At 54.5% G+C, this 27,000-nt stretch carries 23 protein-coding genes; 13 read left to right on the plus strand and 10 right to left on the minus strand.

Annotation, left to right across the window (positions count from 1 at the left end; translation table 11 throughout):
- Positions 1-7: 7 nt before the first annotated feature.
- Both EOV40_RS01550 and EOV40_RS01555 read right to left on the minus strand, forming a co-directional pair.
- Positions 8-856: a GNAT family N-acetyltransferase gene (locus tag EOV40_RS01550; RefSeq protein ID WP_128104848.1), complete on the minus strand. Its 849-nt coding sequence runs from the start codon at positions 854-856 to the stop codon at positions 8-10.
- Complete coding sequence (locus tag EOV40_RS01555; protein ID WP_006116856.1) at positions 853-1,341, minus strand: Fur family transcriptional regulator; 489 nt, start codon at positions 1,339-1,341, stop codon at positions 853-855. The genes EOV40_RS01550 and EOV40_RS01555 overlap by 4 nt, the downstream gene beginning before the upstream one ends.
- A 159-nt stretch (positions 1,342-1,500) precedes the next feature.
- Here EOV40_RS01555 and EOV40_RS01560 point away from each other — a divergent pair, with 159 nt between their 5' ends.
- Positions 1,501-1,794: a sulfurtransferase TusA family protein gene (locus tag EOV40_RS01560; RefSeq protein ID WP_003623789.1), complete on the plus strand. Its 294-nt coding sequence runs from the start codon at positions 1,501-1,503 to the stop codon at positions 1,792-1,794.
- 64 nt (positions 1,795-1,858) lie between these two features.
- Here EOV40_RS01560 and rho read toward each other — a convergent pair whose 3' ends face one another.
- The 3 genes from rho to EOV40_RS01575 all read right to left on the minus strand — a co-directional run bounded on the left by rho (position 1,859) and on the right by EOV40_RS01575 (position 5,117).
- Complete coding sequence (gene rho, locus EOV40_RS01565) at positions 1,859-3,157, minus strand: transcription termination factor Rho (protein ID WP_042787093.1); 1,299 nt, start codon at positions 3,155-3,157, stop codon at positions 1,859-1,861.
- A gap of 234 nt (positions 3,158-3,391) precedes the next feature.
- A complete protein-coding gene (locus tag EOV40_RS01570) occupies positions 3,392-3,925 on the minus strand; it encodes a hypothetical protein (RefSeq protein WP_128104849.1) in 534 nt (177 codons plus the stop codon).
- 1 nt (position 3,926) lies between these two features.
- Positions 3,927-5,117, minus strand: a complete 1,191-nt coding sequence (locus EOV40_RS01575; RefSeq protein ID WP_196332611.1) for a magnesium transporter CorA family protein — start codon at positions 5,115-5,117, stop codon at positions 3,927-3,929.
- A gap of 188 nt (positions 5,118-5,305) precedes the next feature.
- Here EOV40_RS01575 and trpB point away from each other — a divergent pair, with 188 nt between their 5' ends.
- The 10 genes from trpB (at position 5,306) to EOV40_RS01625 (ending at position 17,987) form a co-directional block, all read left to right on the plus strand.
- Positions 5,306-6,625 carry a tryptophan synthase subunit beta gene (trpB, locus tag EOV40_RS01580; RefSeq protein ID WP_208729236.1) on the plus strand — a complete coding sequence of 440 codons (1,320 nt, stop codon included), beginning with the start codon at positions 5,306-5,308 and terminating at the stop codon, positions 6,623-6,625.
- The gene (gene trpA, locus EOV40_RS01585) at positions 6,622-7,455 is read left to right on the plus strand and encodes a tryptophan synthase subunit alpha (RefSeq protein WP_050819128.1); all 834 of its coding nucleotides are present in this window, start codon (positions 6,622-6,624) and stop codon (positions 7,453-7,455) included. Before trpB ends, trpA begins: the two co-directional genes overlap by 4 nt.
- 33 nt (positions 7,456-7,488) lie before the next feature.
- Positions 7,489-8,742, plus strand: a complete 1,254-nt coding sequence (locus EOV40_RS01590; RefSeq protein WP_128104851.1) for a TIGR03862 family flavoprotein — start codon at positions 7,489-7,491, stop codon at positions 8,740-8,742.
- The gene (locus EOV40_RS01595) at positions 8,739-10,217 is read left to right on the plus strand and encodes an ATP-binding protein (RefSeq protein ID WP_050819129.1); all 1,479 of its coding nucleotides are present in this window, start codon (positions 8,739-8,741) and stop codon (positions 10,215-10,217) included. Before EOV40_RS01590 ends, EOV40_RS01595 begins: the two co-directional genes overlap by 4 nt.
- A gap of 52 nt (positions 10,218-10,269) precedes the next feature.
- Positions 10,270-11,454 (plus strand): ATP phosphoribosyltransferase regulatory subunit, encoded by a 1,185-nt coding sequence (locus EOV40_RS01600; protein WP_128104852.1) that lies wholly within the window; start codon positions 10,270-10,272, stop codon positions 11,452-11,454.
- A 64-nt stretch (positions 11,455-11,518) separates the two neighbouring features.
- Positions 11,519-12,808: an adenylosuccinate synthase gene (locus EOV40_RS01605; protein WP_128104853.1), complete on the plus strand. Its 1,290-nt coding sequence runs from the start codon at positions 11,519-11,521 to the stop codon at positions 12,806-12,808.
- A 222-nt stretch (positions 12,809-13,030) separates the two neighbouring features.
- Entirely contained in the window at positions 13,031-13,720 is a 690-nt protein-coding gene (gene phoB, locus EOV40_RS01610; protein ID WP_019088766.1) for a phosphate regulon transcriptional regulator PhoB, read from the plus strand.
- Between the two features lie 19 nt (positions 13,721-13,739).
- Positions 13,740-15,047, plus strand: coding sequence for a sensor histidine kinase (locus tag EOV40_RS01615; RefSeq protein ID WP_128104854.1), 1,308 nt, complete (start codon positions 13,740-13,742; stop codon positions 15,045-15,047).
- 73 nt (positions 15,048-15,120) lie between these two features.
- On the plus strand, positions 15,121-16,155 hold the full coding sequence (pstS, locus tag EOV40_RS01620; RefSeq protein WP_003623764.1) for a phosphate ABC transporter substrate-binding protein PstS: 1,035 nt from the start codon (positions 15,121-15,123) through the stop codon (positions 16,153-16,155).
- A 164-nt stretch (positions 16,156-16,319) separates the two neighbouring features.
- Complete coding sequence (locus tag EOV40_RS01625) at positions 16,320-17,987, plus strand: OprO/OprP family phosphate-selective porin (RefSeq protein ID WP_128104855.1); 1,668 nt, start codon at positions 16,320-16,322, stop codon at positions 17,985-17,987.
- 101 nt (positions 17,988-18,088) lie between these two features.
- Here EOV40_RS01625 and EOV40_RS01630 read toward each other — a convergent pair whose 3' ends face one another.
- Entirely contained in the window at positions 18,089-18,532 is a 444-nt protein-coding gene (locus tag EOV40_RS01630; protein ID WP_006116868.1) for a glycine zipper family protein, read from the minus strand.
- A gap of 219 nt (positions 18,533-18,751) precedes the next feature.
- Between EOV40_RS01630 and EOV40_RS01635 the strand changes: the two genes are divergently transcribed.
- Entirely contained in the window at positions 18,752-19,618 is an 867-nt protein-coding gene (locus EOV40_RS01635; protein WP_128104856.1) for a glycosyl transferase, read from the plus strand.
- A gap of 48 nt (positions 19,619-19,666) precedes the next feature.
- Here the strand turns inward: EOV40_RS01635 and EOV40_RS01640 are convergent, their stop codons facing one another.
- Together EOV40_RS01640 and EOV40_RS01645 are read right to left on the minus strand one after the other, a co-directional pair.
- On the minus strand, positions 19,667-20,962 hold the full coding sequence (locus EOV40_RS01640) for a histidine-type phosphatase (RefSeq protein WP_128104857.1): 1,296 nt from the start codon (positions 20,960-20,962) through the stop codon (positions 19,667-19,669).
- On the minus strand, positions 20,959-22,281 hold the full coding sequence (locus EOV40_RS01645) for a hemolysin family protein (RefSeq protein WP_050819136.1): 1,323 nt from the start codon (positions 22,279-22,281) through the stop codon (positions 20,959-20,961). Before EOV40_RS01645 ends, EOV40_RS01640 begins: the two co-directional genes overlap by 4 nt.
- 224 nt (positions 22,282-22,505) lie before the next feature.
- Here EOV40_RS01645 and acuI point away from each other — a divergent pair, with 224 nt between their 5' ends.
- Positions 22,506-23,486: an acrylyl-CoA reductase (NADPH) gene (acuI, locus tag EOV40_RS01650; RefSeq protein WP_128104858.1), complete on the plus strand. Its 981-nt coding sequence runs from the start codon at positions 22,506-22,508 to the stop codon at positions 23,484-23,486.
- 9 nt (positions 23,487-23,495) lie between these two features.
- Here the strand turns inward: acuI and EOV40_RS01655 are convergent, their stop codons facing one another.
- Together EOV40_RS01655 and EOV40_RS01660 are read right to left on the minus strand one after the other, a co-directional pair.
- Positions 23,496-25,652: a peptidase domain-containing ABC transporter gene (locus tag EOV40_RS01655; protein ID WP_128104859.1), complete on the minus strand. Its 2,157-nt coding sequence runs from the start codon at positions 25,650-25,652 to the stop codon at positions 23,496-23,498.
- On the minus strand, positions 25,652-26,956 hold the full coding sequence (locus EOV40_RS01660) for an HlyD family secretion protein (protein WP_128104860.1): 1,305 nt from the start codon (positions 26,954-26,956) through the stop codon (positions 25,652-25,654). The genes EOV40_RS01655 and EOV40_RS01660 overlap by 1 nt, the downstream gene beginning before the upstream one ends.
- Positions 26,957-27,000: the final 44 nt, after the last annotated feature.

Below are 27,000 nucleotides of genomic sequence, written 5' to 3' on the forward strand. Positions count from 1 at the left end.
CCCGTTCTCAGTCCAGCGCATCGCGCAGGCGGCGTTCGTAGTGCCTGTAATATTTATCTGCCAGCAGTTCACTTTTAACCAGAATAGCCACATCTGTGGTGTTGAACTGCGGGTCCACCACGGCGCCATCACCTACATAGCCACCTAGCCGCAGATAGCCTTTGATAAGTGGGGGCAAGCCAGCCAAGCACCGGCGCAGGTTCAGGCTGTGCGGGTCTGTGCGCAGCATTTCCACTTTCCGGTCTGGCAATGCACGTACGCGCAGGGCCGGAGGGGCCAAGTGGTTGTGATACAGATAAGTCAGCTCATCTGCCATTTTATCCGGGTCTGTTCCCGGTAGGCTGGCGCAGCCAAACAGCAGATCAATCTGATGCAGGAAAATGTAGGAGGCAATGCCGCGCCACAGCAACTGCATGGCTGTGCGCCCACGGTAGTTTTTATCTACGCAGGACCGGCCCACTTCCAGCAATTTACCGGGGAATTCTTTTAGCGGCGTAATGTCATACTCGCTGGAAGAATAAAAACGCCCGATTTTTTCTGCGGCATCACTTTGCACCAGCCGGTATGTGCCCACCACGCCCCGTGCGTCTGAGGCAATAGCGTGGTCAATAACCAGCAGGTGGTCTGCTACATTGTCAAATTCATCAATATCGCGTTTCAGGCGCAGGGTTTCGCCCTCGGGGCGTGCACCCATTTCTTCATAAAAAACGCGATAACGCAGGGCCTGTGCTGCTTCCAGCTCGGCCTCTGTTTCTGCAATGCGTACGCTCAGGGTGCCACCACGCAGTTCAGGAAAGCCTTTGCGTTCCAGATCCAGCGCAGAAAGCCCCCCTCCGTTGTTGCGCGTTGCACTCATGCAGCATTTCCTTTCTGGCGGGCGCGAGAGGATGTTTTGGTGCCCGGCTTTGCAGCGGATTTTTTGCGGCCAAACAGCTCCAGCCGCATGGAAACAAATTCAAAGCCCAGCCGATCCGCCACTTTTTTCATCAAGGCTTCATGTTCCGGGTCTTCAAACTCTATAACCTTCCCATTATCCACGTCTATCAGATGATAATGGTGACGCCCATTTTCCGTTGCTTCATACCGTGCGCGCCCGCCGCCAAAATCTCGGCGTTCCAGAATGCCTTTTTCTTCCAGAAGGCGTACGGTGCGATACACCGTGGCCACTGAAATGCGGGAATCCAGCGTTAAGGCACGGCGGTACAGTTCTTCCACATCTGGGTGGTCGTCTGCTTCAGACAGAACACGCGCAATAACGCGCCGCTGTCCGGTCATTTTCAGGCCGTGTTCAACACACAGCTGCTCGATCCGCGATTCTGCCGACTGTGCCTTCAAGATCACAAATCCTGCTTTGAGTTACAATTTGTGTTTCAGGTTTCAGGTAGCCGAAAGTGATAGGGTTTGTCCAATTTTACACTCGCTGGCAGTTTTTTTATGCGATGCAGGCCCCTATCTTTTGCAGATGAGCTTACATTTTTCGCCATTTTGTGGAGTTTTTGAATGACCCGTTCTGCTGCATACGTGCCCGATTTTAACGTGCAGGAAGAGCCACGCATTGCCGTTTTGGATATTACAACGGAAAAATGCCCCATGACATTTGTGCGCACGCGCTTGGCGCTGGATGGTCTGCCGCCGGGTGGTTTGCTGGCTGTGCGCCTGAAAGGGGAGGAACCGCTGAAGAATATCAGCCGGTCTGCCCGTGCGCTGGGGCATACCATTTTGTCTGATGTGCCGCAGCCCGATGGCAGTGTGGTGCTTACGCTGCGCAAAAAACAGGAAACGCCTGCCTCGTAAACCGAAGCAGGCGCTCTGTAGAAAAGAACTGATAGAGGGGAAGGCGAGAAAAGCGCCTGCCCAATCAGTTGTTCATGGCTTCGAAGAAGTCGTTGTTGGTTTTGCTGTATTTCAGCTTGTCCAACAGGAAGTCCATGGCGTCCATCGTGCCCATAGGGGCCAGAATACGGCGCAGAACCCACATTTTGGATAGCGTAGCCCGATCCACCAGCAGTTCTTCCTTACGGGTGCCGCTCTTGGTGATGTCGATCGCGGGGAAGGTGCGCTTGTCTGCCAGCTTGCGATCCAGCACCAGTTCGGAGTTACCCGTGCCTTTGAATTCTTCAAAGATCACTTCGTCCATACGGCTGCCGGTATCAATCAGCGCGGTGGCGATAATGGTGAGGGAACCACCTTCTTCAATATTACGGGCAGCACCAAAAAAGCGCTTGGGCCGCTGCAGGGCGTTGGCATCCACACCACCGGTCAGCACCTTGCCGGATGAAGGCACAACGGTGTTGTAGGCGCGGGCCAGACGGGTAATGGAATCCAGAAGGATCACCACATCGCGCTTGTGTTCAACAAGCCGCTTGGCTTTTTCCAGCACCATTTCCGTAACCTGCACGTGGCGGTGTGCGGGTTCATCAAAGGTGGAGGCAATCACCTCACCGCGCACAGAGCGCGCCATGTCGGTTACTTCTTCGGGGCGTTCATCAATCAGCAGAACAATCAGGAAAACTTCCGGGTGGTTCGCGCTGATGGAAGAGGCAATGCTTTGCAGCATAACCGTTTTACCCGAACGGGGCGGCGCCACAATAAGGGCGCGCTGGCCCATACCAATGGGGGAAACAAGATCGATAACGCGCGGCGTAAAGTCTTTTTGCGCGCCTTTCTTGCCTTTTTCGGCCTTTGGTTCTGGGGCGGAAGCCTGGCTTTCCACTTCCATCTGAAGGCGACGTTCAGGGTAAAGTGGGGTCAGGTTATCAAAGTTGATGCGGTGGCGTACGGCATCCGGTGGCTCAAAGTTGATCGTGTTGATCTTGAGCATGGAGAAGTAGCGTTCACCATCACGCGGGGCGCGAATCTGGCCTTCTACCGTATCACCCGTGCGCAGGCCAAAGCGGCGCACCTGAGTGGGGGAGATGTAAATATCATCCGGGCCGGGAAGGTAGTTTGATTCGGGGGAACGCAGGTAACCAAACCCGTCATGCATGATCTCAAGCGTGCCTTCGCCGTAGATCGCCTGGTCGTTGTCGGCCAGTGCCTTCAGGATGGCAAACATCATGTCCTGCTTGCGCAGGGATGACGCGTTTTCAATATTCAGGTCTTCAGCGCAGGCCAGAAGATCCGCTGGGGATTTGGCCTTGAGTTCCGCAAGATGCATCTAGGAAATGCCCTGACTGGCAAAAGTTCATAAGGGATATGTCAGGATTTCTCATGCCATCGGCTGCCGAAAGCGCGCGGCTATGGCAAATAAACACCTTGCTGGAAGGTGATGCCGGAGCAGAATAATCCAGACTAAAGGGAGGATGCGCTGGGCAGGTGAAGTCAGCCAGCACTATGGAACCGCATAATAACGATGGCCCGATGTGTCGTCAATAACCTTGTGGTGTGGGCTTCATGGCGTTGGCGCGGGTGTAATGGCCGCATTCCACCCGGTGCGCGTCAGCCACACGGCAGAAACGGACATATCGGGCGAGATAAAGCTGTTGACCTGCGACCACAGTTGGGAAGGGTGCATGGTGCGCGTAAGCCCGCCGGAAATCTGATCCCGCGAGCACGGGCCATTTAGGTGCAGGCTGTCTTCCTTCAGGGTGGCTGTGAGCTGGCATGCACCTGTTTGCCCATTTTGCAGGTCAGGCGCGGTGCCTTCCACATCTGCAGTTAACAGCGGGCGCATGGTGCCATCCAGCAGCATCAATTCCCCTGTCACATGGCCTTCTGTAGAGGGATGAAGCCCTACAAGAAGCCGTTTGCCACTGTGTGAAGAAATGGCGGCATAGCGCAGAGGCTCGGTACTGAGATGATCAAAAAATGCCTGATATCCGTTAGGCGGCGGAGCCTGAACGGGTGAGGAAGGCGCGGCATGTGCCGTAGCAACGGACCCCATAAGAGAGGCGCAGAAAAAAGCCGTTTTCCAGAACTGATGCATCTTACTTGATCCCTCCCAGCCAGCCTTTTTTCCAGAACCACAGTAGCGGTAACACAATGGTGGAGGCCATAAGCCCGAGTGAATACCAGTATCCGAAAGACCAGTTCAGTTCAGGCATGTTCTTGAAGTTCATACCATAGATACCGGCAATCAAAGTTGGGGCAACACCAATAAAGCTGACAACTGTCAGCACCTTCATCACCCCGTTCTGTTCAATGTTGATAAAGCCCAGCGTGGCATCCAGCAGAAATTCCACTTTGTCCTGCGCTTGGGAAACATAGGCATCCAACGAGGAAAGGTCTCGGCTTACGGTGGTAATGCGCATCCGCAGCGGGTTGGAAAGTGCATAGGCGGCGGCAGTATTGCTCCCCCCTTCTTGGGGTACGGAGTCTGTGGTGATGTGGCGTGTGCTCAGCATGTATCCGGGGGTAGGGATGGCGCTGGCCGTTTTGCGGCTTTCGCTCAAAAACAGGGCAATGCGCTCCATACCCAAAAGCGTATCGCGCATACGTGAACACAGATTGCCCGAACTGCCAACGCGCTGGAGCAGATCACGCTGCCAGGAGGCAATATTACGCACAGCGGACCCGGATGGGCGGGTGCGGAAAATATCGTGAGAGAGGGTATCCAGCAGGTCTCCCACACTTTCTAAAATATCGGCCAACCGGTCCACAATGGTTTCAATCAACGCCACCAGAATTTCCCCGGCATGCAGGGTTGCATCATGCTGGGTGTGCAATGGGGCAGAGGGAGCCGCTGTGGATGCAGGCGTAGGGGCCGTTGTTTCTGGCGTGGGAATGGCATGGGGGGCGGGCATAACTTGAGCATGGTCCGCCACAAGCAAAGCCACCGTTTCAAAAGACTGGTAGGCCTGAAAGCGAATAGTAAACAACCGGTTTTGCGTGAGAATAAAGCCTACCGGTGTTGTCTGAAATTCCGGGCCAGTTTTTTGCAATAAAGGGGAGGAAAGAAAGGCCGCGCCATTGCGCACGCTAATGCGGGATGAACTTTCAATTTCATTCAGATCATCCAGTGTGGGAATGGGCTGGCCACATAACTGAGTAGCCAGGGCCTGTTCCTGTGGTGTGGGGTCTAAAAGGTCCAGCCATACGGCATCGGCGGCGTCGGCGGCGGTCTCAATAGCCCGTGCGGGCATACCAGGCCGGTGGGCCAGGAACATGCGATTCTCCATTTTGTGTGCGCGCGCTACCGAAGGCAGGCAGGGCCACTGTTTTCTGAACACAGAATGTCAGGTGGCGGTATGGGCTGCAAATATTCAACTGTTACAAATTATGCGGCCTTCTACATGTTTCTGGCAAGGTTACGTGGTTGCAGGGCTGTGCAACGCCTTGCGGTATCTGGTAAGCCTGCGGCTTCGTTATGACAGGCGATGTCAGGCTTTTATATATCTGGCAGGCGCGGTTTTTCACGCGGTATGGGAGCGGCAGACCAGAAATGGCAGATCCGAAGGAACACGGCACGTCAGCGGTGCATAGCAATTCCCTCCGGCACCAGCCGGATGAGCGGGGGCATTTTGGTGGGCGTCATGGGGGCCGTTTTGTAGCGGAAACCCTTATGCCCCTCATTCTGGAACTGGATGAGGCCTATAAGGCCGCCAAGGCTGATCCGGCTTTCCGGAAGGAGCTGGATTACTATCTGAAAGATTATGTCGGCCGCCCCAGCCCGCTCTGGTTTGCCCAGCGCATGACGGAAGAACTCGGTGGCGCTAAAATTTTTCTTAAGCGTGAAGAACTCAATCATACGGGCTCACACAAGCTCAATAACGTCATGGGGCAGATTCTGCTGGCCCGGCGTATGGGCCGCACCCGTATTGTGGCAGAAACCGGGGCCGGCCAGCATGGTGTGGCCACGGCAACCGTATGCGCTCTGTTTGGCCTGAAATGCGTAATCTACATGGGTGCTACCGATGTGGAACGGCAAAAGCCCAACGTGTTCCGCATGCGTCTGCTGGGTGCAGAGGTGGTGCCCGTTACCTCCGGGGCAGGCACGCTAAAGGATGCCATGAACGAGGCCATGCGTGATTGGGTGGCCAACATTGCCGATACTTACATGCTTATTGGCACAGTGGCAGGCCCGCATCCGTATCCGGCTATGGTGCGTGATTTCCAGAGCGTGATCGGCACGGAAACCAAGACTCAGATGAAGGCTGCCGAAGGCCGTTTGCCAGATGTAGTAGTGGCGGCTATTGGCGGTGGTTCCAACGCTATGGGGATTTTCTATCCGTTCCTGGATGATAAATCTGTGCGTCTGATTGGTGTGGAAGCCGCTGGCCACGGGCTGGATAGCGGCAAAACCGCAGCTTCTATTGAGCGTGGGCGCCCCGGTGTGCTGCATGGCAACCGTACCTATCTGCTTCAGAACGCAGATGGGCAGATTGAAGAAGCACATTCCATCAGTGCCGGGCTGGATTACCCCGGTGTTGGGCCCGAGCATTCATGGCTGCATGATATCGGCCGTGCAGAATATGTAGGCATTACGGATAACGAGGCACTGGATGCCTTCCAGTTCTGCACACGTATGGAAGGTATTATTCCTGCGCTGGAATCTGCCCATGCCGTGGCGTATGCCGCCAAAATTGCGCCTACGCTTTCCAAGGATACCCTGCTGGTGGTCAACCTTTCTGGCCGGGGTGATAAAGACATCTTCACTGTTGCCGAACATCTGGGGGTCAAGCTGTGAGCCGTATAGCAGCCCGTTTTAAAGCATTAGCCGCCCAAGGCCGCGGCGCGCTTATCCCGTATCTGGAAGCGTATGATCCAGATTGGGATACATCGCTCGAACTGTTGCGGAAAATGCCCGCTGCTGGCGCAGACCTGATTGAAATTGGCATGCCTTTTTCAGATCCTTCTGCCGATGGCCCGGTTATTCAGGCCGCTGCCCGCCGTGGCCTTAAAGCCGGGGCCACGTTGGCAGGCGTGCTGGATATGGTAACGGACTTCCGCCAGCAGGATAACGAAACCCCGATTATCCTTATGGGGTATCTGAACCCGGTAGAATCCTACGGTTATGAACGCTTCTGCCGCGATGCCTCCAGTGCCGGTGTGGATGGCCTGATTTTGGTGGATCTGCCGCCAGAAGAAGCCGATGTGCTGGCACCATTTGCCAAGGCCAACAAGCTGGATATCATCCGGCTTGTGGCACCCACCACGTCGGATGAGCGCCTGTCTTATGTGCTCTCTCATGCGTCTGGCTTTGTCTATTACGTCAGCATCACGGGCATTACGGGCACACGTTCTGCCACGACGCATGATCTGGAAGCCGCTATTCCACGCCTGCGCAAGGTCACCAAATTGCCAATTGCCATTGGGTTTGGTGTGCGTACGCCGCAGCAGGCCGCCAATGCTTCCTGCATTGCAGATGGTGCAGTTGTGGCCTCGGCCCTGCTGTCCACCTTGGCAGAAACGTTGGATGACAAAGGCCGCGCTACGGCAGAAACCCTTCCGCGCGTGTTGGCGCAGATTGAAGATCTGGCAAAAGCTGTGCGCAGTGCTGGCGGAAAGGCGGTATGATTCCGCTTTTCCGATTCCAGTAATATCTTGCCCATGACAAACGCTTCAGCCGCTAACATCGTTATTGTCGGGGCTGGCCCTGCGGGGCTGGCTGCGGCGGAATATCTGGCGCAAGCTGGTTACGGCGTGCAGGTGCTGGAGCGTATGCCCAGTGTTGGCCGCAAGCTGCTTATGGCGGGGCGGGGTGGGTTAAACATCACACATTCCGAACCGCATGAGGCCTTGATGCGGCGTTATGGTGTGGCGCAATCCTGGTTGCGCCCAGCATTGGATGCATGGACCACGCAGGACATCCAGCACTGGATGGAAGGGCTGGGGCAAGCCCATTTTACGGGGTCTTCCGGCCGCGTATTTCCTTCGGCCATGAAGGCCTCTCCGTTGCTGCGTGCATGGCTGGCACGGCTGCGGGAGCTTGGAGTTGTGTTTCACACCCGTACCGCATGGAAAGGGTGGGATGCACAAGGTCACCTGCTCGTGCAGCGCGAAGGGCAGCCTGAACCACAACCCATGCAGGCAGATGCCACATTGCTGGCGTTAGGTGGGGCAAGCTGGCCACGCTTGGGCAGTGCAGGAGGTTGGGTTCCGGTTCTGGCGCAGCAGGGCGTTAATATAGCGCCATTGCAGCCCGCAAATTGTGGTTTTGAAACAGCTTGGTCCGATCTGTTTCGGGGGCGCTTTGCAGGTGAGCCCCTTAAACCTGTAGCACTCAGCTTTGCAGGGCAACGCGTGCAGGGTGAAGTGATGGTAACGGCCAAAGGGCTGGAAGGCGGCGCGATATATGCGCTGTCTGCGCCAATTCGGGCCGCTATTGCCGAAGAGGGTGTGGCCATTATGATGGTCGATTTGCGCCCGGATATGCCAGAGCAGGAAATAGCCCGCCGTCTGGCCGCCACCCGCCCGCGTGAGAGCCTTTCCAACAAATTACGTAAGGCGTTGCGTCTGCCACCTGTTGCTGTCGCACTGCTGCGTGAAGGGGGGCAGGATATTCCTTCCTCACCGCAAGCCTTGGCCGCGCGGTTAAAAGCTGTGCCAGTTGTATTGAGCGCTCCACAACCGCTTGCCCGTGCCATTTCTACCGCGGGTGGCATTACGCGCGACTCCTGCACAGAGGGTTTTATGCTGCGCGCAGTGCCCGGCGTATTTGTGGCGGGTGAAATGCTGGATTGGGAGGCCCCAACTGGCGGCTATCTGCTGCATGCCTGCCTTGCCACGGGGCGTGCGGCAGCAAAGGGCCTACAGGCATGGTTGCAGGATACAGGGGCTAAGCGGTATCCCCTCCAGCCATGAGCAGCATGATTATAATGGGTGAAGTGCCGGGGGGTGGCCCGGCACAATTAGATTTGGCCGAACTTCTGGCCACGCGCCTGCTGGTGCAGGGCAATTCGGGGTCTGGTAAATCACACTTGCTGCGGCGGTTGCTGGAGCAATCTGCCCGCATGGTGCAGCAGGCGATTATTGACCCGGAGGGGGATTTTGTCAGCCTTGCGGAAAAATTCGGCCATCTGGTGATTGATGGCGCAGACCATTCCGAAATGGCGCTGCACGCGGCGGGCGAGCGCATGCGTATGCACCGTGCATCTGTTGTGCTGAATCTGGAAGGCTTGGATGCAGACCAGCAGATGCGCTGGGCGGCTGCATTTTTGGGCGGTATGTTCGAGGTGCCGCGCCAATACTGGTATCCGGTATTGGTGGTGGTGGACGAAGCGCAGCTTTTTGCCCCAGCCGCAGCGGGTGAGGTTTCGGACGAAGCCCGGCGTGCATCCCTTGGCGCCATGACAAATCTGATGTGCCGTGGTCGTAAACGTGGTCTGGCCGGGGTTATTGCCACACAGCGTTTGGCCAAGCTGGCCAAAAACGTGGCCGCAGAGGCTTCCAACTTTTTAATGGGCCGGACATTTCTGGATATTGATATGTCCCGCGCAGCAGATTTGCTGGGGATGGAGCGCAGGCAGGCCGAATCGTTCCGTGATCTGGCGCGTGGCACCTTTGTAGCGCTTGGCCCGGCCTTGTGCCGCAGGCCAATGCCGGTGCGTATTGGCACAGTGGAAACAGAAAGCCGCTCTGCCGGGCCAGTTCTCACACCGTTTGAGCCGCCGCCAGCGCCTGTGCATGATCTTATTCTGGCCCCCGTACCTGTGCAGGATATGCCGGTGCGCCCGCGTAAGGCACCTGCACCGCCACCGCCTGATTTACTCACCCAACTTGCTGCGCATGGTGAGGCACAGGCTGCCCAAGCTGAACAGGAAGCCCCCGAAGAAACATCCGAAACTCAGGCCGAGCGTGAAGCCCGCATGCGTGCCATCTTGCGTGACATGATGGAGGATGAGGAAGCTGCCTTTCGTCCTGCACCGGTTTTGTATCAGGATTTTCTGGTGCGGTGCCGTATTGCTGGGCTTGGGCGGAATGCGCTGGATATGCGGCGCTTTAACCGGGCCTTGGCTACCGCTCGCAGTGGGGTGGATGAAGAAACATCCACTCAGCCTGAATGGCAGGAGGCTGAAGCGCTGGCCTCTACTTTGCCGGAGGACCTTCAGGCCGTGGGGCTTTTTCTGGCCCGCGCCGCATTGGAGCGGCAGCCATGCCCATCTGATGCCGCTATTGCGCGGGTGTATGGCACGGTTTCAAAAGGGCGTGCGCGCCGTTTGCTTGGCTGGTTGGAAGACCAGAATCTGATTGTCTTGCGTGCAGATGGCATGGGCCGCCGCGTGCTGACTTTTATTGGCACAGGGTGGGAAACCTTGCCCGGCAACGCAGATGGCTGAAAAAACCACACCAGTTAGACGCATATAGCGCAAAAAGTGCCCCTTTGCGGGCATGACGGGCACGCCATGCAGTGCTATAGCCCGAAGCATGACGGAAGACCCGCCTTTCAGCCCGGCGCTGCTGCCCGCAGGCTTTGTAGATTTTTTAACGCCCGATGCCCGAACCGAGGCAGAGGGTGTTGCCACGCTTATGGACGTGTTTGCATCCCACGGATACGACCGCGTGCGGCCTCCTCTTATAGAGTTTGAGGACACGTATCTGGCGGGTGCCGGTGCGGCCCTTGCGGAACAGAGTTTCCGGGTGATGGACCCGGATACCCGCCGCATGATGGTGCTGCGCCCGGATATTACGCCGCAGGTTGCCCGTATGGCGGCAACGCGTGTGGCCAGCACGCCGCGCCCGCTGCGTGTTTCTTACGCCGGTGTGTGTGTTGTGGTTTCTCCCGTAGCTGCGGAAGAAAGCAGCCGCCAGATTATGCAGACGGGTATCGAACTGATAGGCCCGGATTCGCCAGAGGCGGATGCAGAGGTCATGTCTGTTGGGGCGGAAGCTCTTGAGCGTCTGGGTGTGAAGGATGTTTCCTTCGATCTCACCATGCCGCCCTTTATTCCGGCCCTGCTGGAAGAAAGCAAAGTGCCCGAAGCACAACGTGCTGCCCTTATGCGTGCGTTGGACCGTAAGGACTCCGCAGCGGTGGCTGAACAGGGCGGGGCGCTGGCAAGTACACTTATTGCGTTGCTGGAAGCCACCGGGCTGGCAGAACATGCCGTAGCGCGGCTGACGGAAATTACTCTGCCACCCAAAGCCCGCGCTGTTCTGGACCGCTTGGTGGATACAGTGGCCGCCCTGCGTGAGCAGTGCCCCAACCTGCGTATGACGGTAGACCCCGTAGAGTTCCGGGGCTGGAAATACCACACAGGTGTGTGCGTAACGCTGTTTGCCGTTGGCCGTTCGGAAGAGCTGGGGCGCGGTGGCCGGTACCTGTGTAATGATAATGAACCCGCATGCGGGCTGACATTGCGGCCAGATGTGCTGTTCCGCATGATTCCGCCAACCCCTGCACGCCCTCGTGTCTATCTGGCACCGGGGGCAGATAAGCGGGAGGCTGCGTGCTTGCGCACGCAGGGTTATGCCACGCTGGCGGCGTCTTCTCTCACCGCAGAGCCAGAGATTGAAGCGCGCCGTTTAGGGTGCACCCACGTGTTGCGTGGTACCGTTTGTACGGCCCTGTCATAATTTCCCCGTAAGGGGCTTTTTCTCTTTCAGTTAGCGGCAAGATTCTTTCAGGAGCACACCATCCATGTCCAACGTAACCGTGATTGGCGCCCAGTGGGGTGATGAAGGCAAAGGCAAAATCGTAGATTGGCTTGCCAGTCGGGCTGATATTGTTGTGCGCTTTCAGGGTGGGCACAATGCCGGGCACACGCTGGTTGTGGGCAATCAGGTTTACAAGCTTTCCCTGCTGCCTTCCGGCGTTGTGAACAACAAACTGGGCATTATCGGCAATGGTGTGGTGGTGGACCCGCAGGCTCTGTTGGCAGAAATTGGCCGTATTCAGGAACAGGGTCTGGAAGTTACGCCTGATACGCTCAAGATTGCAGAAAACGCCCCCCTGATTCTGCCTGTGCATGGCGCGCTGGATCGTGCGCGTGAGGCTGCGCGTGGTGATCGTAAAATTGGCACCACGGGCCGTGGCATTGGCCCTGCGTATGAAGATAAAGTGGCCCGCCGCGCTATCCGCCTGTGTGATCTGGCCGAGCCAGAAACGCTGGACTGGAAGCTGGATGAACTGCTGCTGCACCACAACACCCTGCTGGCAGGGCTGGGTGCACCCGTATTCACCAAAGAAGAACTTCTTACATTCCTGACAGATATTGCTCCTAAAGTGCTGCCTTATATGGCTCCTACTTGGGATATTCTTGATGATGCCCGCCGTGCAGGCCGCCGTATTCTGTTTGAAGGTGCGCAGGCTGTAATGCTGGATGTGGACCACGGCACCTATCCGTTTGTAACCAGTTCCAACACGGTTGCTGCCAATGCGGGCACAGGGTCTGGCATGGGCCCAACGGCTGCGGGTTTTGTGCTGGGTATTGCCAAGGCATATTGCACCCGTGTGGGTGAAGGCCCGTTTCCTACAGAACTGCATGATGAAACAGGCCGCCGCCTTGGCGAACGTGGGCATGAATTTGGCACCAACACGGGCCGCCCGCGCCGTTGCGGCTGGTTTGATTCCGTTCTGGTGCGTCATGCCGTGCGCGTTGGTGGTGTAAACGGTTTGGCGCTTACCAAGCTGGATGTGCTGGATGGTCTGGATGAAATCCGGATTTGCGTGGGGTATGAACTGGACGGGCAGAAGATTGAACGCTTCCCCTCCGCCCCGGCAGCGCAGCAGCGTGTGCGCCCGGTTTATGAAACGCTGGAAGGCTGGAAGGAAACCACCCACGGTGCACGCCGCTGGGCAGACCTGCCAGCTCAGGCCATTAAATACGTGCGCCGGATTGAAGAACTGGTGGGCGCACCTGTTACCCTGCTTTCCACCAGCCCAGATCGGGATGACACCATTCTGATGCGTGACCCGTTTGAAGATTGATCTGGCAGGCAATGTGTTTGTAACAAAAGGGCCTTCTCCATACGGGAAGGCCTTTTTTTGTTGCAACTTTGTGAGGGTTTCACAAAACTTTCATACGGGTACTTTTTGCCCGATATATAAGCGGTTTTCACACATGATCTCTTTCTTGCAAGGTGGCGGGACGTTGTTTTTTGCTGTGAGAACCCCCTATCTTTCAATCATGTTACAAAAAGCAGGGAAAGCATGAATAAGGCAGATCTTCTGGTGGTTGAGGATGATCCGGCACTCTCCCGGCTTATCGGCTACAATCTTGAAAAGCAGGGATATGCAGTCCGTGTTGTTGGGGATGGTGAAGCAGCACTTGAAGAAGTGCGCCAAAAACGTCCTGATCTGTTGTTGCTGGATTGGATGCTGCCGGGTATTTCTGGCTTGGAAGTGTGCCGCCAGTTAAGGGGGCAACCCAAAACGGCAACGCTTCCGATTGTGATGCTGAGCGCACGTGGGGAAGAAACAGATACGATCCGCGGTTTAGATACCGGGGCGGATGATTATCTTGTCAAACCCTTTAGCATGGAGGCGCTGTTTGCGCGCGTAAAAGCCATGCTGCGCCGCCTGCCTCCAGCAGATAAAACCCTACGGTTTGATACGTTGGTGATGGACCGAGTGAGCCACAAGGTAGAACGTAGTGGGCGTTTGCTGGCTTTGGGCCCAACCGAATATCGTCTGCTAGAATTTTTTATGCTCAATCCGGGTAAAGTTTTCTCTCGCGAGGAACTTTTAAAACATGCTTGGGAACGCAGTTCTTTTGTGGAATTGCGTACAGTGGATGTGCATATCCGCCGCCTGCGGCAAACCCTGAATGAAGGTGATGAGCAGGATCTTATCCGCACAGTGCGCGCCAGAGGGTATGCGCTGGATCTGCCGCAGGGCTAGAACAGGGTAAATTTTTGGCATGGTTGCACAGGCATGGCTGATAATGGGGGAAGGGGCCATAGCTGGTGCAGCCGTGGCAACTTTGGGTGGCATGGTGCTTGGGCGCATGCGTGCCTCTGCAAGCCGTGTGCCTGTTCTTGCCCGGCGCAGCCCGAGTAAGGAAGTTTCACAACCTTGCTTGGAGCAGGTTATGGCTTGCCTGCCCGCCGCCATGCTGGTGATAAACGAAACACGCGGGTTATGCGTGGTTTCCAAAATGGCTGAACAACAGTTTGATGGAGACCTTGGCAGTATAGTGCGCCATCCGGCCTTTCAGGCCAAACTGGATGTGGTGCTTGCGCAAAAGGCAGGGAACATACAGCCTGGCCGTGTGCGTGTCATTCTGGATATTCCACGCCTTCGTGTCGTTCAGGCCGTTTTGCAAAAACAAAGCCTACCAGCAGCATTGTTGCCCATAAGTATGCGCCGGGAAAACACAGCACCCAATGCGCAAACAACTCTGGTTTTTGTTGATTTGCATGATGAAACAGATGCCGTTGTTGCAGAGCGCCAGCATACAGATTTTGTGGCATTTGCCAGCCACGAACTACGCACCCCTTTGGCAGCTTTGCTGGGATTTATAGAAACCCTGCAAGGGCCTGCTGCGGATGACCCAGTCGCACAAAAAGAGTTTTTGGAAATTATGGCCCAGCAGGCCAAGCGGATGCAAAACCTGCTGAACAGCCTGCTTTATCTTTCCCGCGTGCAAATGCAGGAACATCAGAAACCGCGAGACGTAGTGCGGCTGGTTGATCTGTTGGATCAGTGCCAGACAGAAGGAGATCTTCTAAGCTCTGGTTTACCCGTTACGGTTGATGTGCAGCCGCCAGAAAATCAGAACTGGCAGGTTGCAGGAGATGAAACCCAGCTTTTGCAGGTTGTAGTTAATCTTGTTGAAAATGCCATAAAATACAGCCTTGTTTCAGAAAAAACAAAGGCCGGTAAACCTGTATCTATTACCATAAGTTGCCAACAGGCAGAGGCAGATCAACGTTGGCCATCTGCGCCAGGTATTGTGCTGAGTGTAACAGATAATGGCCCCGGTATTCCGGCCCGGCATCTGGCGCGTTTAACAGAACGGTTTTACCGCGTGGCCAAAACTGCGGCCGCAGTGCAGGGTAGTGGGTTGGGGCTTGCCATTGTACAGCATATTGTCAGCCGGCATGGCGGACGGTTTGTGGTGGAAAGTGCTGTGGGGCAGGGCACGTCCTGCCATATCTGGCTCCCACTTTTACCTTTGGTGGCGGATCATTCATCAAACTGTCACCAAACTGTCTTGCAGACGTAACCCATTTTTGCGTTCCCTCCCTTACGAAGCAGAGGCGGCATATACTGGTGCCGTTTTGTGTTGATGCTTAGGGATGCTCCCCAAAATGCGTTTTTCTTTTCGGTCTGAAACCTGTGCTGCTGCGGTTGCCTGCTTGCTGGCTGCGGTGCCCTCCTTTTCTCACGCACAAAGTGTAACTGGTGCGGGATCCAGTTTTGCTGCCCCGATTTATGAGGCATGGGCCTCTGCCGCCAAAGCAGATACAGGTGTTAATGTAAATTATCAGACCGTAGGGTCCAGCGCCGGGCAGAACCAGATTCTGGCAGGCACGGTGGATTTTGGGGCATCTGATGCACCTATGGATGCCAAAAAGCTGGAAAGCGCACATCTTTTTCAGTTCCCCACCGTTATGGGCGGGATTGTGCCGGTTGTGAATATTCCGGGCATTAAGGCAGATGTGCTGGTGCTGAGCGGTGATGTGCTGGCTTCTATTTATTCCGGCGATATCACCAGCTGGAATGACCCGAAGATTGCTGCACTTAACCCGGGTGTTTCCCTGCCAGATACCGCAGTGGCACCTATCCATCGTGCAGATGGGTCTGGCACAACATTTGTGTTTACGTCCTACCTCGATCAGTCTTCCAAAAATTGGCATGATCAGTACGGCGCAGGCACATCCATCAGCTGGCCCGGTGGTTTGGGCGCACGTGGGAACGATGGCGTATCTGCCACCGTGCAGAACACAGAAGGTGGCGTAGGGTATGTGGAATACGCTTATGCCAGCCGTAACCATCTGACCACCATTCGCCTCAAAAACAGTTCTGGTCAGGCCGTTGCAGCCTCTCAGGCCAGTTTCTCTCAGGCAGCAGAAGCAGCAGATTGGAAAAATGCTTCGCATTTCTCTGTAAATTTGCTGAACACTTCTGGCGCACAGGCATGGCCTATTGTTTCTGCTACCTATGTTCTGGTGCCGCTGCCAGCACGTAACCCTGCGCGTGATGAAGCCGTAAAGCGCTTCTTTATCTGGGATTTTGCTAAGGGCGATTCCATTGCAGCAAAGCTGGATTACGTGCCACTGCCCAAGGCTGTTAAAGACAGCATTCAATCTGCATGGCAGGCAGGTAAATAAGCAGTTTTTAATACCCTTATTTCAATAATATATTTTATTATGGAAAGCGGCCCCTTTGTGGGCCGCTTTTTTCATGAAACTGTCATGAAACCATCATCTAAGCGTCACGCACAAAAAGTTGGAATAAAGTTATTCACCACGCATCGCTCCTCTTCTCTTTTGGAATGGCCATGATGCGTCGTTGTTCACCGCTTCTTCCATCTTTTGCATTTGCTTCTATTTTAATGTCTGGAATCGCCCCAGTGGCCGAGGCTTCCAGCTCAGATGATGCCCAGATTCGCGCCTTGAAAGCCGAAATGGCTGAAATGCGGCGTGAAATGATGGGGCAGATCACACATCTTAAATCTCAGATCGCTCAGAACGAAACACGGCAGAAAGGCCCTGTTGCCCGCCGGACTGCACGTACAACGGCACAGAACGGGTATAAGTTCCCGGAAAAATATGCTGATAACGATGTAGATCCCAACGTAAAGTTTGGTGAACAAGTTCCGCACAAAAATATTCTGCTGAACAATGGTGTTGGCACGCCTCCCTCTGACCGCGGCATGACGACATCATGGAAGGATTTCAAGGCAGCGACGCAGCAGGATGAAAATGTGCACGTTGGTGGCATGATCATCGGTTTCCCCAAAGGGCGCTTTACGGTTGCATCTGAAGATGGCGCTTATGGCCTGTCTATCGGTCTGGCATTCCATGAAGACTTCGGTGGCTTTATGGGCATGTCTCCGCGCCGGGGTGAAACCAAGGGTGATTTCTCCAGCTTTACAGAAAACGCCCGTCGCCTGCGTATTCCGTTCACCTTCCGCTATAAAGATTGGGTGGCAAACGTAACGCCTGATTTCGGATCAGGCAGCGCGGACGGGTCGGATGGTCTGTATGAAGCCAACCTGAACTACACCGGCCTGCACAACACTATCCTGACAGTAGGTTACTTCCAGCCGCGTGTGACGGAAGAAGATTCCGAAAGCTCCAACGATTTCGAAATGATGGAACGTCCCGCCATCACGGACATCGTGCGTAACATTGCCGCAGGCGATGCCCGCTTTAGTGTTGGTGGCTTGCATTATGAAAAACGCTGGTGGATTGCAGGGTATTTCACCGGACAGACATTTGGTAACCGCGCCAAGGATGCCAACATTGGCGATAGCCAGACAGGTGGTACCTTCCGTGTTGCCGGGCGCCCTTATGTTTCTAAAGACATAGACGTGCATCTGGGTCTTTCTGCCATTAGCGCATTCAAGGTGAATGATGGCACCAACGGTCGCACCTATACCTTTAAGGAAGCACCGGAAGTTAACCTGACAACCACTGCGCTGTTGAACACGGGTGCCCTGCGCAACATCGGTTCCGTATGGTCTGCTGGCCCAGAACTGGGTTTCCGCTGGAAAAAGCTGGTGCTGAAGGGTGAATATTACCACATCGGCGTAACCCGTAATCAGCAGCAGGGTGGGCAGTCTCTGCCGTCTCTGTCGTTTGAGGGTTACTATGGCGCGGCCAACTATACGCTGTTTGGCAAGCCCCGTATGTATAATGAAAAAGAAGGTGCGTTTTCTGCTCCGGGTGTAGAGCACGAATTTGACCCCGCACATGGCTACTGGGGTGCGCTGGAACTTTCTGGCCGTTACAGTGTGGCTGACTTTGATGATACGGCAAACAGTGTGCGCGGTGGCCGCCAGACAGTATGGTCCGGTGGGGTGAACTGGTATCCCAACCGCCACTTCCGTGTGATGCTGGACTTCAACCACTTTATCGTAACGCGTAATAGCCAAGCCTATAACATTCTTGGCCGCGATGGGAACTCTGTTGCCGCCCGTGTGCAGGCTGCATTCTAAACCCAATATTTTGCCACTAAAAAGGGATCGTTCCTTACGGAACGATCTCTTTTTGCTATTATCAACCCACGTAATATGTGTGTGCTGGTAAAGCGTAGCTTTTATTGCTGGGGCATATAACCAGCATTGGGAGCAGGCAGCACGTTTTTGTAGGCCACCATGCAGGCTACATAAGCATTGTTGTACTGGGTCTGGATGCCGCCTTGCTGGCTGTTGGAATATGCACTGCCACCAAGGCCACCACCCAACGCACCAGCTGCGGCACCAATGCCAGCACCTGTGCCACCACCAACAGCAGCACCCAAGCCAGCGCCAAGCGCAGTGGTTGCCAACCCGCCATACAGAGCCTTGCGATTCTGGCTACCGGCCTGACCATGCACAGCAGCAGCAGCCTGAGAACGGCAGAAATTCTGTTCCTGCAGGAAGGTGCCATAATCCTTTCCGGGGCCGGGCAGTACCTGTGCAGTCGGGCCCATGGGCGTTTCAGCACAAGCGGCCAGCAAAAGCGCCGGCAGAAAGGCAAACGCTGCTTTATGAAGTTTCATGTATATTTGTCCTCTGTATATAAGCCATGATACATACGTATATATGGTAGGTAATCATGCCATTTTTAAGGAAAAGAAAGAATGAAAATATGACCAGGAAAAGCTTTCTTACAAGATAAACGGCCATGCAGTAATTAAAAAATAAACTAGCCTGACTTCTGTTTGAAGTGTTGGCTCTTTCTGTTATGCAAACGTTTATTCTAATAACAAAAAATCAATATGAAAGACCTACGAATGAATGCCGTAGTGAAACTGTTTATTGGCTGTGATCCAAATGATTGTGACCTCGAACAGTTAATGGTGTTACACTATAGTATTACAAAATATAGTAGTTTGCCGGTTGATATTACTTTCATGCAGCTTACGCGTGATCCTTCCAGTTTCTGGTATTCTGGCCTGAAACCAGAGGAAGGCTGGAATACAACGGAATGGCCAACGCCTTTTTCTGGTTTCCGTTGGGGCATTCCTGCCTATTGTGGTGGCAAGGGCCGTGCGCTGTATATGGATGCTGATATTTTTGCCCTTTCAGATATTGCAGAGCTATGGAACCAGCCTATTCCACAAGGCAAGGTGATGCTGGCATCTGGTCAGGGGCGAGATTTGCGGTTGGGGACCCTGATGTGGGATTGTGAAGCCGCCATGAAGCTTTTGCCCCCGTTGGCAGAAATTAAGAAAGACGCTTCGGCCCACAAAAAGCTGAAAACGTTTTTTGAAAAGCACCCCGAATATATCCAGCCGCTAGATCCCGCCTTCAGCAATCTGGATGGTGACGGTATGCCGCTGGAAGCATTAAAATTTCTGCATTATTCGGATATGGGTACGCAGTTTTCCCACAAATATTCCTTGGAGCGGCTGAAGGGGGAAGAGCGCAAGCACTGGTTTGATGGCACAATTTACAACCATCCGCGCCCAGATCTGCAACAGAAATTTGACGAGCTTTACAAGGAAGCGCTGGAAGCCGGGTTCAGCCTAGATACTTACCGGGTTAAAGAACATTTTGGCGTTTTACCCAAAAAAACGCAGGTGCGTTACAAAGGTAACAAGATTACACGCTCGGCATTTAGGTTTCTTAAACCATTTAGGTGAAAATATGCTGGCCTATGCAATGTGGTTTCAATGCATAGGCCATGTGCCTTAATGTTGCGGCACATTCTGGCTTAAGTTTTCCAGCCAACAGGTTTCATTTTTAGGCTGGTTACACAGTGTGCTGGTTAACAGCAGGGGCGCACCTTGCCCGGCAACATTGTCCAGTTTCAGGCCATCTCGCAGTTGGGCGAGAGATTGATGGAAAACGGCAAAGCGGATTTCTTTGCGTCCATCAGAGTGCTTCCATGTTTCAAAAGCCAGAGTTGTATCGGGGGCGGTCGGGTCCGGTTGGTCTGTAAAGCTCCAGTCCAACCCGAACAGAGTGGTGAGCATATCCAGTGTGGTATCATGCCCGGCAAACATCACCACGCGGGCCTGTGCAGGCAGTACGCTTCCATCCGGTAGGGGAAGGGGCTGTTCATTCAGGAGTGTTAAAATAGCTTGGGCCAGTTTGCCACCACGAGGAATGGCAATGGCTGGGGTGCGGCGCATACGTGCACTTTGATAATTATGCACAGGTAAAACGCTATTAAGCGTATTTACAGTATCCGTATGGGCTGCGGTTACAGAGGAAGGTAACCCCTGCACATATTCCAGCAGCAGAGCTTCTGAAACAGTAGAACCTAACGCCAGCCCATTTTCTGCGTGGGGTGTGCCCTTTTTCCATGAAAGGGGCGCATGCTTGGAAAAACATGGCGTTGTGCCAGTTGTACATGCGTTGGGGGCAAAGAGAGCTTGCAGGGTTTGAACGCCCGATTGCACTGGCGGTGGCAGTTCCGTGCCCGGTGTGAGATCTGGATTAAGGTTTTTTTCAACGTCATCTGTATTTAGCGCCGTGCTTTGGGCAGCCAAGGCGTTAAACAGCGGATCATGTGTTTTAGCAGGCATGGAGCGCGCTTGCGTCTGGCAACCATCGCTTAACGCGGCAGCCAGAATATCGCCGCTGTGTTGTGTGCGGCTGCTGGCGGAATCTGCCCAGATAAAAGCTGGTTGCTCCGGCAGGCAACGGGCAGAACCATCCCTGCTGGCAATATGGTAATAGCTTTTTAAAAACTGCCCCATCAGGCCCAGATCAAACTGGCCATGCGCCGTCATCTCACCGGGGGGAACGGGCCAGGGTGTCCACGTATGGCGGGTCTTTTTTTCTAGCTTGTCCAAAGGCTTGGTTGGGCTGCGGATTCCGTGGCGAGAAACCAGCACAACCCGTTCCAATGTGGCATCAGAGACATCTGCCTGCGCAGCAGATGCCTCTGGAATAGTGATTGTGGGCGGAAAAAGAGAAAAGGTGGTGCCCAGAAAGCAGGTAAGAAGGAAAGCGGAGGAACGGGAGCAGGAAAAATTCATGGGGTCTCGGTCATACGTGTCACAAGTAGCTGATTGATACGGAATCCTTCCACATCCACCACTTCAAAGCGGAAACCAGCGGCATCTACCCGGTCTGCCTTACGGGCCATACGGCGCAGACGGTGCATAATAAAGCCACCAATTGTGTCAAACTGCTCGCTATCGGGCAGATCCACGACATGCAGTTCGCGGATAACATCACCAATCGGCGCGGCGCCATCTACAAGCCATGAGTTCTCATCACGCTTTACAATGGCTTGTTCTTCAAACGGGCTGGCTAGCCCATCCATCAGTACGCCCATAATGTCTTTAAAGGTAATCAGCCCCACAACCAGCCCGTATTCATTGACAATCAGGGCAAAGCCGGTGCCGTGCGTATCAAACTGAGCCAGTGTATCCCAAAGGTTCAGTGTTTCGGGAACAGAGAGAACTTCACGCCGCATCCGGGCAATGGGGTTGCTATGGGGGCGGCCAGAGGGTGCGATGGAAGGATCCACCACAGATGCCAGCACGTCTTCCGCACGGATGGAGCCGATAACTCTATCCAGCCCACCATTGCACAGCGGATAGCGGGAATAAGGGTTGGTGCGTACCTTTTCGTGGTTATGTTCAGGCGTGTCCTGAATATCCAAAAAGATGATTTCATCACGCGGGGTCATGGCGGAGGTGACGGAACGCGCCTGTAGGGCCAGCACGTTCTCAATCATCTGGTGTTCTTGCTGTAGCAACACACCGGATGCCGTGCCAGCGGCCAGAATGGCATGCAGGTCTTCCGGCGTGATGGGTTCGACCGCAGAAGCTGCCGGGATTTTCAGTGCATGCAAAATGGCATCGGAAATCTTGGAAAAAATCCACACAAACGGATACAGCACCCGCAGGGCCACGCGGGGGAACCACCCCACAGCCATAGCCACTTTGTCCGGGTTGTTCATGGCTACGCGCTTGGGCAGCAGGTCAGCAAACAGAACAAAGGCGCCGGTTACAAAAATAAAGCTGAAAGTGGAGGCCAGATTCTGCGCCCACCAGTCTGACATACCCCAGCGGCTTAGAAATTCGGTTACAGGCGGGGTGAACATTTCGGAACTGGCAATACCGCCCAGAATCCCTACGCCGTTCAGGCAGATCTGGATGGCGGTCATCACCTGTCCGCTGTTGCGGCGCAGGGCCAGAAAGGCTTGGGCGCGCTTGTCTCCTGCTTCTGCACGACTGCGAAGCCTGACTTCCCGCGCAGCTGCGAAGGATATCTCGGAAAGTGAAATCAGAATGCTGACAGCAATCAGCAGGACAAGGGTCAGCAGACCCATAATAAACAGGAACAAGAGAACGTCCGAAATAAAGTGAAACCTGTAATGGTGGCTTCATCTATACCCGCAGGCCGAACAGATACCTAGTTTAATTTTTGTTCCCAACCGGAATGAGAGGAAACTTCAAAATACTGTCATGCAGGCACAGATGGGCTTTGCATGCGTTGGTGTACTGCGTACCGTGCCCAAGATTTTGGCCGGTTGATGGGTGGCAAAAGCTTAACCAGCGGTGAAAAAACATGTTTAAAGCCCTGTATGTAGAAAAAACAGAAACTGGCCAGCAGGTTACGCTGCGTGAACTGGCAGAGGCAGACCTGCCAGAAGGGGATGTAACAATCCGGGTGCAGTGGTCATCCCTTAATTACAAGGATGCGCTCGCGCTTACAGGTAAGGGGCCGATCATACGTAACTGGCCCATGGTGCCGGGTATTGATCTGGCAGGTAAAGTTGAGGCTTCTACACATCCGGCGGTTCTTGTTGGGCAGGATGTTATTGTGACAGGGCATGGCTTGGGGGAAAGCCGCTGGGGTGGGTTTGCCCAACTGGCGCGTGTGCCGGGTTTATGGGCTTTGCCACAACCTTTGGGGCTAAATGGGCGGCAGGTTATGGCGCTCGGCACGGCGGGCTTTACGGCTATGCTGTGTGTGCAGGCCCTTCAGCGTGAAGGGGTGGAACCTGCAAGCGGGCCGGTACTGGTTACCGGCGCCAGTGGCGGAGTAGGTAGCGTGGCTATCATGCTGCTATCGCGGTTGGGGTATCAGGTTGTGGCAGTAACCGGGCGGTTGGAAGAGCAACCTTACCTGCACAGTTTGGGGGCTGCAGACGTATTGCCGCGCGCGCATTTTACCACGCCATCCCGCCCGTTGGAAAAAGCGCGTTGGGCTGGTGCGGTTGATGTTGTGGGGGGGCAGGTTCTGGCCTCGGTGTGTGCAAGTATGCGCCCTCAAGGGGTGGTTACAGCATGCGGGTTGGCCGGAGGGATGGATTTTCCCGCAACGGTGGCCCCATTTATTTTGCGTGGCGTAACATTGGTGGGCATTGATAGCGTGCAATGTCCGCGGCGAGAGCGGCAGGAAGCATGGGCGCGCCTTGCTGAACTGATAAACCCTAGTCAGCTTGATGACATGGTGCGTGAGATTGATCTGGCAGAAGCCCCGCAGGCTGCGGATATGCTTCTGGCAGGCCATGTGCGGGGACGGTTGGTTGTACGTATTCCTTAACCCCAAAAATTAAGATGCCGCCCTGTTTTGCTTATGGGGTGGTTGATACTGGGTCAGCACGCCGCCGGGCTGGAAGATATAAATGGTATCTGCATGTGCAATGGTTGCCGGGCGATGGGCAACCATAATGCGGGTAATGTTCATATCGCGCAGGGCTTCGGCCACCTTGTGTTCGGTCAGTTCATCCAGATGGCTCGTGGCTTCATCCAGAAACAGGATTTCGGGTTTGCGATAGAGCGCGCGTGCCAGAATAACGCGCTGCTTTTGCCCACCAGAAAGCCCACTGCCCATATCACCCACCAAGGTTTCAAACCCCATAGGCATGCGCTTGATATCGTCAATAATGGCAGCACGGGTGGCGCATTCCACCAGCCATGCCTCATCCACCTGTTCGGAAAAACCACTGATATTATCTGCAATAGAGCCAGAGAACAGGCCATCATCCTGCAACACTCCGGCAATGCGGTTGCGATAGCCCTCAAGCGTCAGGCTTTCCAAATCTGCACCATCCAGTTGGATGCTGCCTTCCTGGGTTTCCATCAGCCCCATCAGGGTCTTAAGGAATGTGGTTTTGCCACAGCCCGAAGGGCCGACAATGGCAACACTACTGCCCGCAGGTACCTCTAGTGAAATATTGCGGAAAATCCACGGATCTTGTGAGCCGTAGCGGGCAGACAGGCCAGAACAACTGAGCGTGCCATTGGCCCGTTGTTCACCCAGGCGGGGTGGCGGCACAGCAGCCGTGGTGTTCGTGGTTTCCGGGTCTGTCATCACAATGTCAGACAAACGGTCTGTCTGCACATTCAGCATACGTATCTGAAAGCCGCTGCTGATGAGGTTGCCAATGCGTGTGGCAAACTGATCTTTGTAGGACAGGAAAGCCACCAGCATACCCACAGTCATGTGGCCGCTCATAACAGCACCCGCACCCAGAACCATCATGATCAGGCGGTCAGCGCCAAAAATCAGATCGCCCATGCGGCCATAAATCAGATCATAGCGTTGCAGGCGCAGGCGGATGTTAATGCTGTCTACCAGCAAGTTCAGCCATGTGGTGCGGCGGCGTTCACGCAGGCCCAAAAGTTTTACGCTGGCCATGCCGCGTAGGGTTTCTATAAAATGGCTTTGCTGGCGGGCATCAATTACAATCTGTTCTTCAGATGCCTCACGGTAGATACGGTAGGTAATCAGCCGCAACAGCACATCCAGCCCCGTGGCTACCATAGCCACCATGCCCAGCCAGCCACCATAAATGAACAGCATGATGGCCATGCCCACAGCCATCACCCCATCCATAACCGTTTGCACCATATCGGTGGTGATAGTTTTTTGGATGGTGCCCAGAGAGTTAAAGCGTGAAAGCACATCGCCCACATGGCGTTTGGAAAAATAATCCAGCGGCAAGCGAGAGAGGTGGTCAAACAGGCTGGTGTTCCATTGCAGGCCCACGCGCGTGCTCAGCAGCAGCACGGCCCATTGGCGCACACAGCCAATAAGCATTTGCAAAAGCAAAAGCAGGGCCATGCCACAAGCAATGGTAATGAGCAGTTCGTGATCTGCCGTTACCACCACTTCATCAATCACGACTTGCGAGACCATGGGCATGATCAGCGCAATGACTTCCAACCCAAGAGAAAGCGCACCCAGCACCATCAGGGCAGGGCGCAGCCCAGCGACATGACGAAACAGATCGCGCAAGCGCAGGGTTTCTCGGTCATCTTCGCGGCGGAAGCTATCGTTTGGCGTGGCTTCCAGGGCAATACCCGTGAACTCGCGCGAGACTTCGCCCATACTAAGCGTACGGCGGCCCACTGCTGGGTCATGAATAGTAACTTTGTTGCTCTTAACCTGCGTAAGCACCACAAAGTGGTTCATGCTCCAGTGTAAAATGCAGGGCATGCGCAGGTTGGGCAGGTCTTCCAGTTCCAGCCGCACGGCGCGGGTAGAAAGCCCCACCGTATCAGCCGTAGCGATAAGATCGCGCAGCGTAACGCCTTTAACAGATATGGAATAACGCCTGCGCAATGTGGCCAGATCAATCTGGTTGCCATAATGGCCCATAATCATGGCCAGACATGCCAAACCACATTCTGCGGCTTCTACCTGTAAAATAACAGGCGTGCGCGAACGCCACCCGAATTCAAGGGATTTGAGGGTTACGCCCATTACCTCAATCCTCCGCTTACGGCGTAAAAATCATCACGCATGCTGATAACGGGATCGAAAATCCACTGGTAAAGTCTGCGGGTATCAATAGCGATATCGGCTTCAACTTCCATGCCGGCTTCAAGCGGCTTGTGTTGGCCATAGGCATCAACAAACTGCTGATCGGGGCGTACGCGGATGCGGTAAATATCCTGCCCCGGATTTTGAGATTGCGTTTTGTCTTTGTCTGAAGGGGCAGCTTTCTGGCCTGTGCCATCTGTTGCGGTAACAGGTGCACGCGTAATCTCGCTGACATGACCGCGATACAAACCAAAACGCTGATAGGGGAAGGCGGCATAGCGTAGCAACACGGGCTCGCCCTCATGCAAAAAGCCTATAGAGGCAGAGCTGACATACAATTCAGCTTCCAGGGCATGGCCTGTGGGCAATAATGTGAGCAGGGGCGTGCCAGACGAAACCTGCTGGCCGGGGTTAACGCGAATGGCGGTGAGGGTGCCATCATCCGGAGCAAGGATAATACTGCTGCGGTGGCCTTCACTTTCGGCAATCTGTTGGTCAATCTGGGCAATCTGCTTGTCCAGATCATTCAGATCATGCGCCAGTTGGCCATCATAGCGAATGAGCTTTGTGGTCAGGTCCGCAATCTTTCCTTCTGTGTCCGTATAGCTTTGTAAAAACTGTGCATGACTGCTGAGCAACTGGGCATAGGTATAAAGCTGGCTCTGGAATTGTGTTTCTGTCACCAGATGTGCGGATTGTGCCGTTTGCATACGGCGTACAGCAGCTTCCACCACAGGCAGCACATGGGCATCGTTATCAAGCTGGTGCCCGATATGTTGATGTTGCTGGTTGAGGTAACGGATCTGGGTCACCATGGATTGTTTTTCCACGGGAGCATCCTGCGTGCGAATATTCTTTTGCTGCTGCAACAGGTCGCGCTGATGGCGCAGTTGGGAGAGGATGTGCTCCTGCGTGGGACCTGATGAAGATGTTGCCTCCAGATCTATGGTGAACAGCACATCACCTTTTTTAACGTGATGGCCTTCTATGGCATTTTGTTGCGCAATAGTGCCAGTTGTATTGGCATTAACGGTAATAAGGCCTGAAGGAGGAACCATTAAGCCGGTAGCGTGCACACGCCGGGTATAAACACCCCAGATAGTGTAGAGAATGGCCAGTACCACAAGAACGAGCGTGAACCATGCCGCAATTCGGATAGAAAGCGGTTGAGAGGCCTGAACCTGCCCAAGCCATGATTGACGTCGTGCTTCCAGAACCTCACGTCTAAAAAGGTCCGAACTCATGCAGGCTTTTTTGAAGAGAGCAAGGTTTTACCACTTTAGTATTT

The sequence above is a fragment of the Acetobacter oryzoeni genome, assembly GCF_004014775.2.
GTDB classification, from domain to species: Bacteria; Pseudomonadota; Alphaproteobacteria; order Acetobacterales; family Acetobacteraceae; genus Acetobacter; species Acetobacter oryzoeni.

What these genes read in the sequence shown, in the direction of transcription:
- phoB (WP_019088766.1), top strand. Translation starts at nt 13,031, where the DNA reads ATGAATAAGGCAGATCTTCTGGTGGTTGAGGATGATCCGGCACTCTCC.
- EOV40_RS01640 (WP_128104857.1), bottom strand. Translation starts at nt 20,962, where the DNA reads ATGAATTTTTCCTGCTCCCGTTCCTCCGCTTTCCTTCTTACCTGCTTT.
- EOV40_RS01625 (WP_128104855.1), top strand. Translation starts at nt 16,320, where the DNA reads ATGGCCATGATGCGTCGTTGTTCACCGCTTCTTCCATCTTTTGCATTT.
- EOV40_RS01590 (WP_128104851.1), top strand. Translation starts at nt 7,489, where the DNA reads ATGACAAACGCTTCAGCCGCTAACATCGTTATTGTCGGGGCTGGCCCT.
- acuI (WP_128104858.1), top strand. Translation starts at nt 22,506, where the DNA reads ATGTTTAAAGCCCTGTATGTAGAAAAAACAGAAACTGGCCAGCAGGTT.
- rho (WP_042787093.1), bottom strand. Translation starts at nt 3,157, where the DNA reads ATGCATCTTGCGGAACTCAAGGCCAAATCCCCAGCGGATCTTCTGGCC.
- pstS (WP_003623764.1), top strand. Translation starts at nt 15,121, where the DNA reads ATGCTCCCCAAAATGCGTTTTTCTTTTCGGTCTGAAACCTGTGCTGCT.
- EOV40_RS01605 (WP_128104853.1), top strand. Translation starts at nt 11,519, where the DNA reads ATGTCCAACGTAACCGTGATTGGCGCCCAGTGGGGTGATGAAGGCAAA.
- EOV40_RS01595 (WP_050819129.1), top strand. Translation starts at nt 8,739, where the DNA reads ATGAGCAGCATGATTATAATGGGTGAAGTGCCGGGGGGTGGCCCGGCA.
- EOV40_RS01570 (WP_128104849.1), bottom strand. Translation starts at nt 3,925, where the DNA reads ATGCATCAGTTCTGGAAAACGGCTTTTTTCTGCGCCTCTCTTATGGGG.
- EOV40_RS01560 (WP_003623789.1), top strand. Translation starts at nt 1,501, where the DNA reads ATGACCCGTTCTGCTGCATACGTGCCCGATTTTAACGTGCAGGAAGAG.
- EOV40_RS01660 (WP_128104860.1), bottom strand. Translation starts at nt 26,956, where the DNA reads ATGAGTTCGGACCTTTTTAGACGTGAGGTTCTGGAAGCACGACGTCAA.
- EOV40_RS01630 (WP_006116868.1), bottom strand. Translation starts at nt 18,532, where the DNA reads ATGAAACTTCATAAAGCAGCGTTTGCCTTTCTGCCGGCGCTTTTGCTG.
- trpB (WP_208729236.1), top strand. Translation starts at nt 5,306, where the DNA reads ATGACAGGCGATGTCAGGCTTTTATATATCTGGCAGGCGCGGTTTTTC.
- EOV40_RS01600 (WP_128104852.1), top strand. Translation starts at nt 10,270, where the DNA reads ATGACGGGCACGCCATGCAGTGCTATAGCCCGAAGCATGACGGAAGAC.
- EOV40_RS01575 (WP_196332611.1), bottom strand. Translation starts at nt 5,117, where the DNA reads ATGGAGAATCGCATGTTCCTGGCCCACCGGCCTGGTATGCCCGCACGG.
- EOV40_RS01635 (WP_128104856.1), top strand. Translation starts at nt 18,752, where the DNA reads ATGAAAGACCTACGAATGAATGCCGTAGTGAAACTGTTTATTGGCTGT.
- EOV40_RS01655 (WP_128104859.1), bottom strand. Translation starts at nt 25,652, where the DNA reads ATGGGCGTAACCCTCAAATCCCTTGAATTCGGGTGGCGTTCGCGCACG.
- EOV40_RS01550 (WP_128104848.1), bottom strand. Translation starts at nt 856, where the DNA reads ATGAGTGCAACGCGCAACAACGGAGGGGGGCTTTCTGCGCTGGATCTG.
- EOV40_RS01615 (WP_128104854.1), top strand. Translation starts at nt 13,740, where the DNA reads ATGGTTGCACAGGCATGGCTGATAATGGGGGAAGGGGCCATAGCTGGT.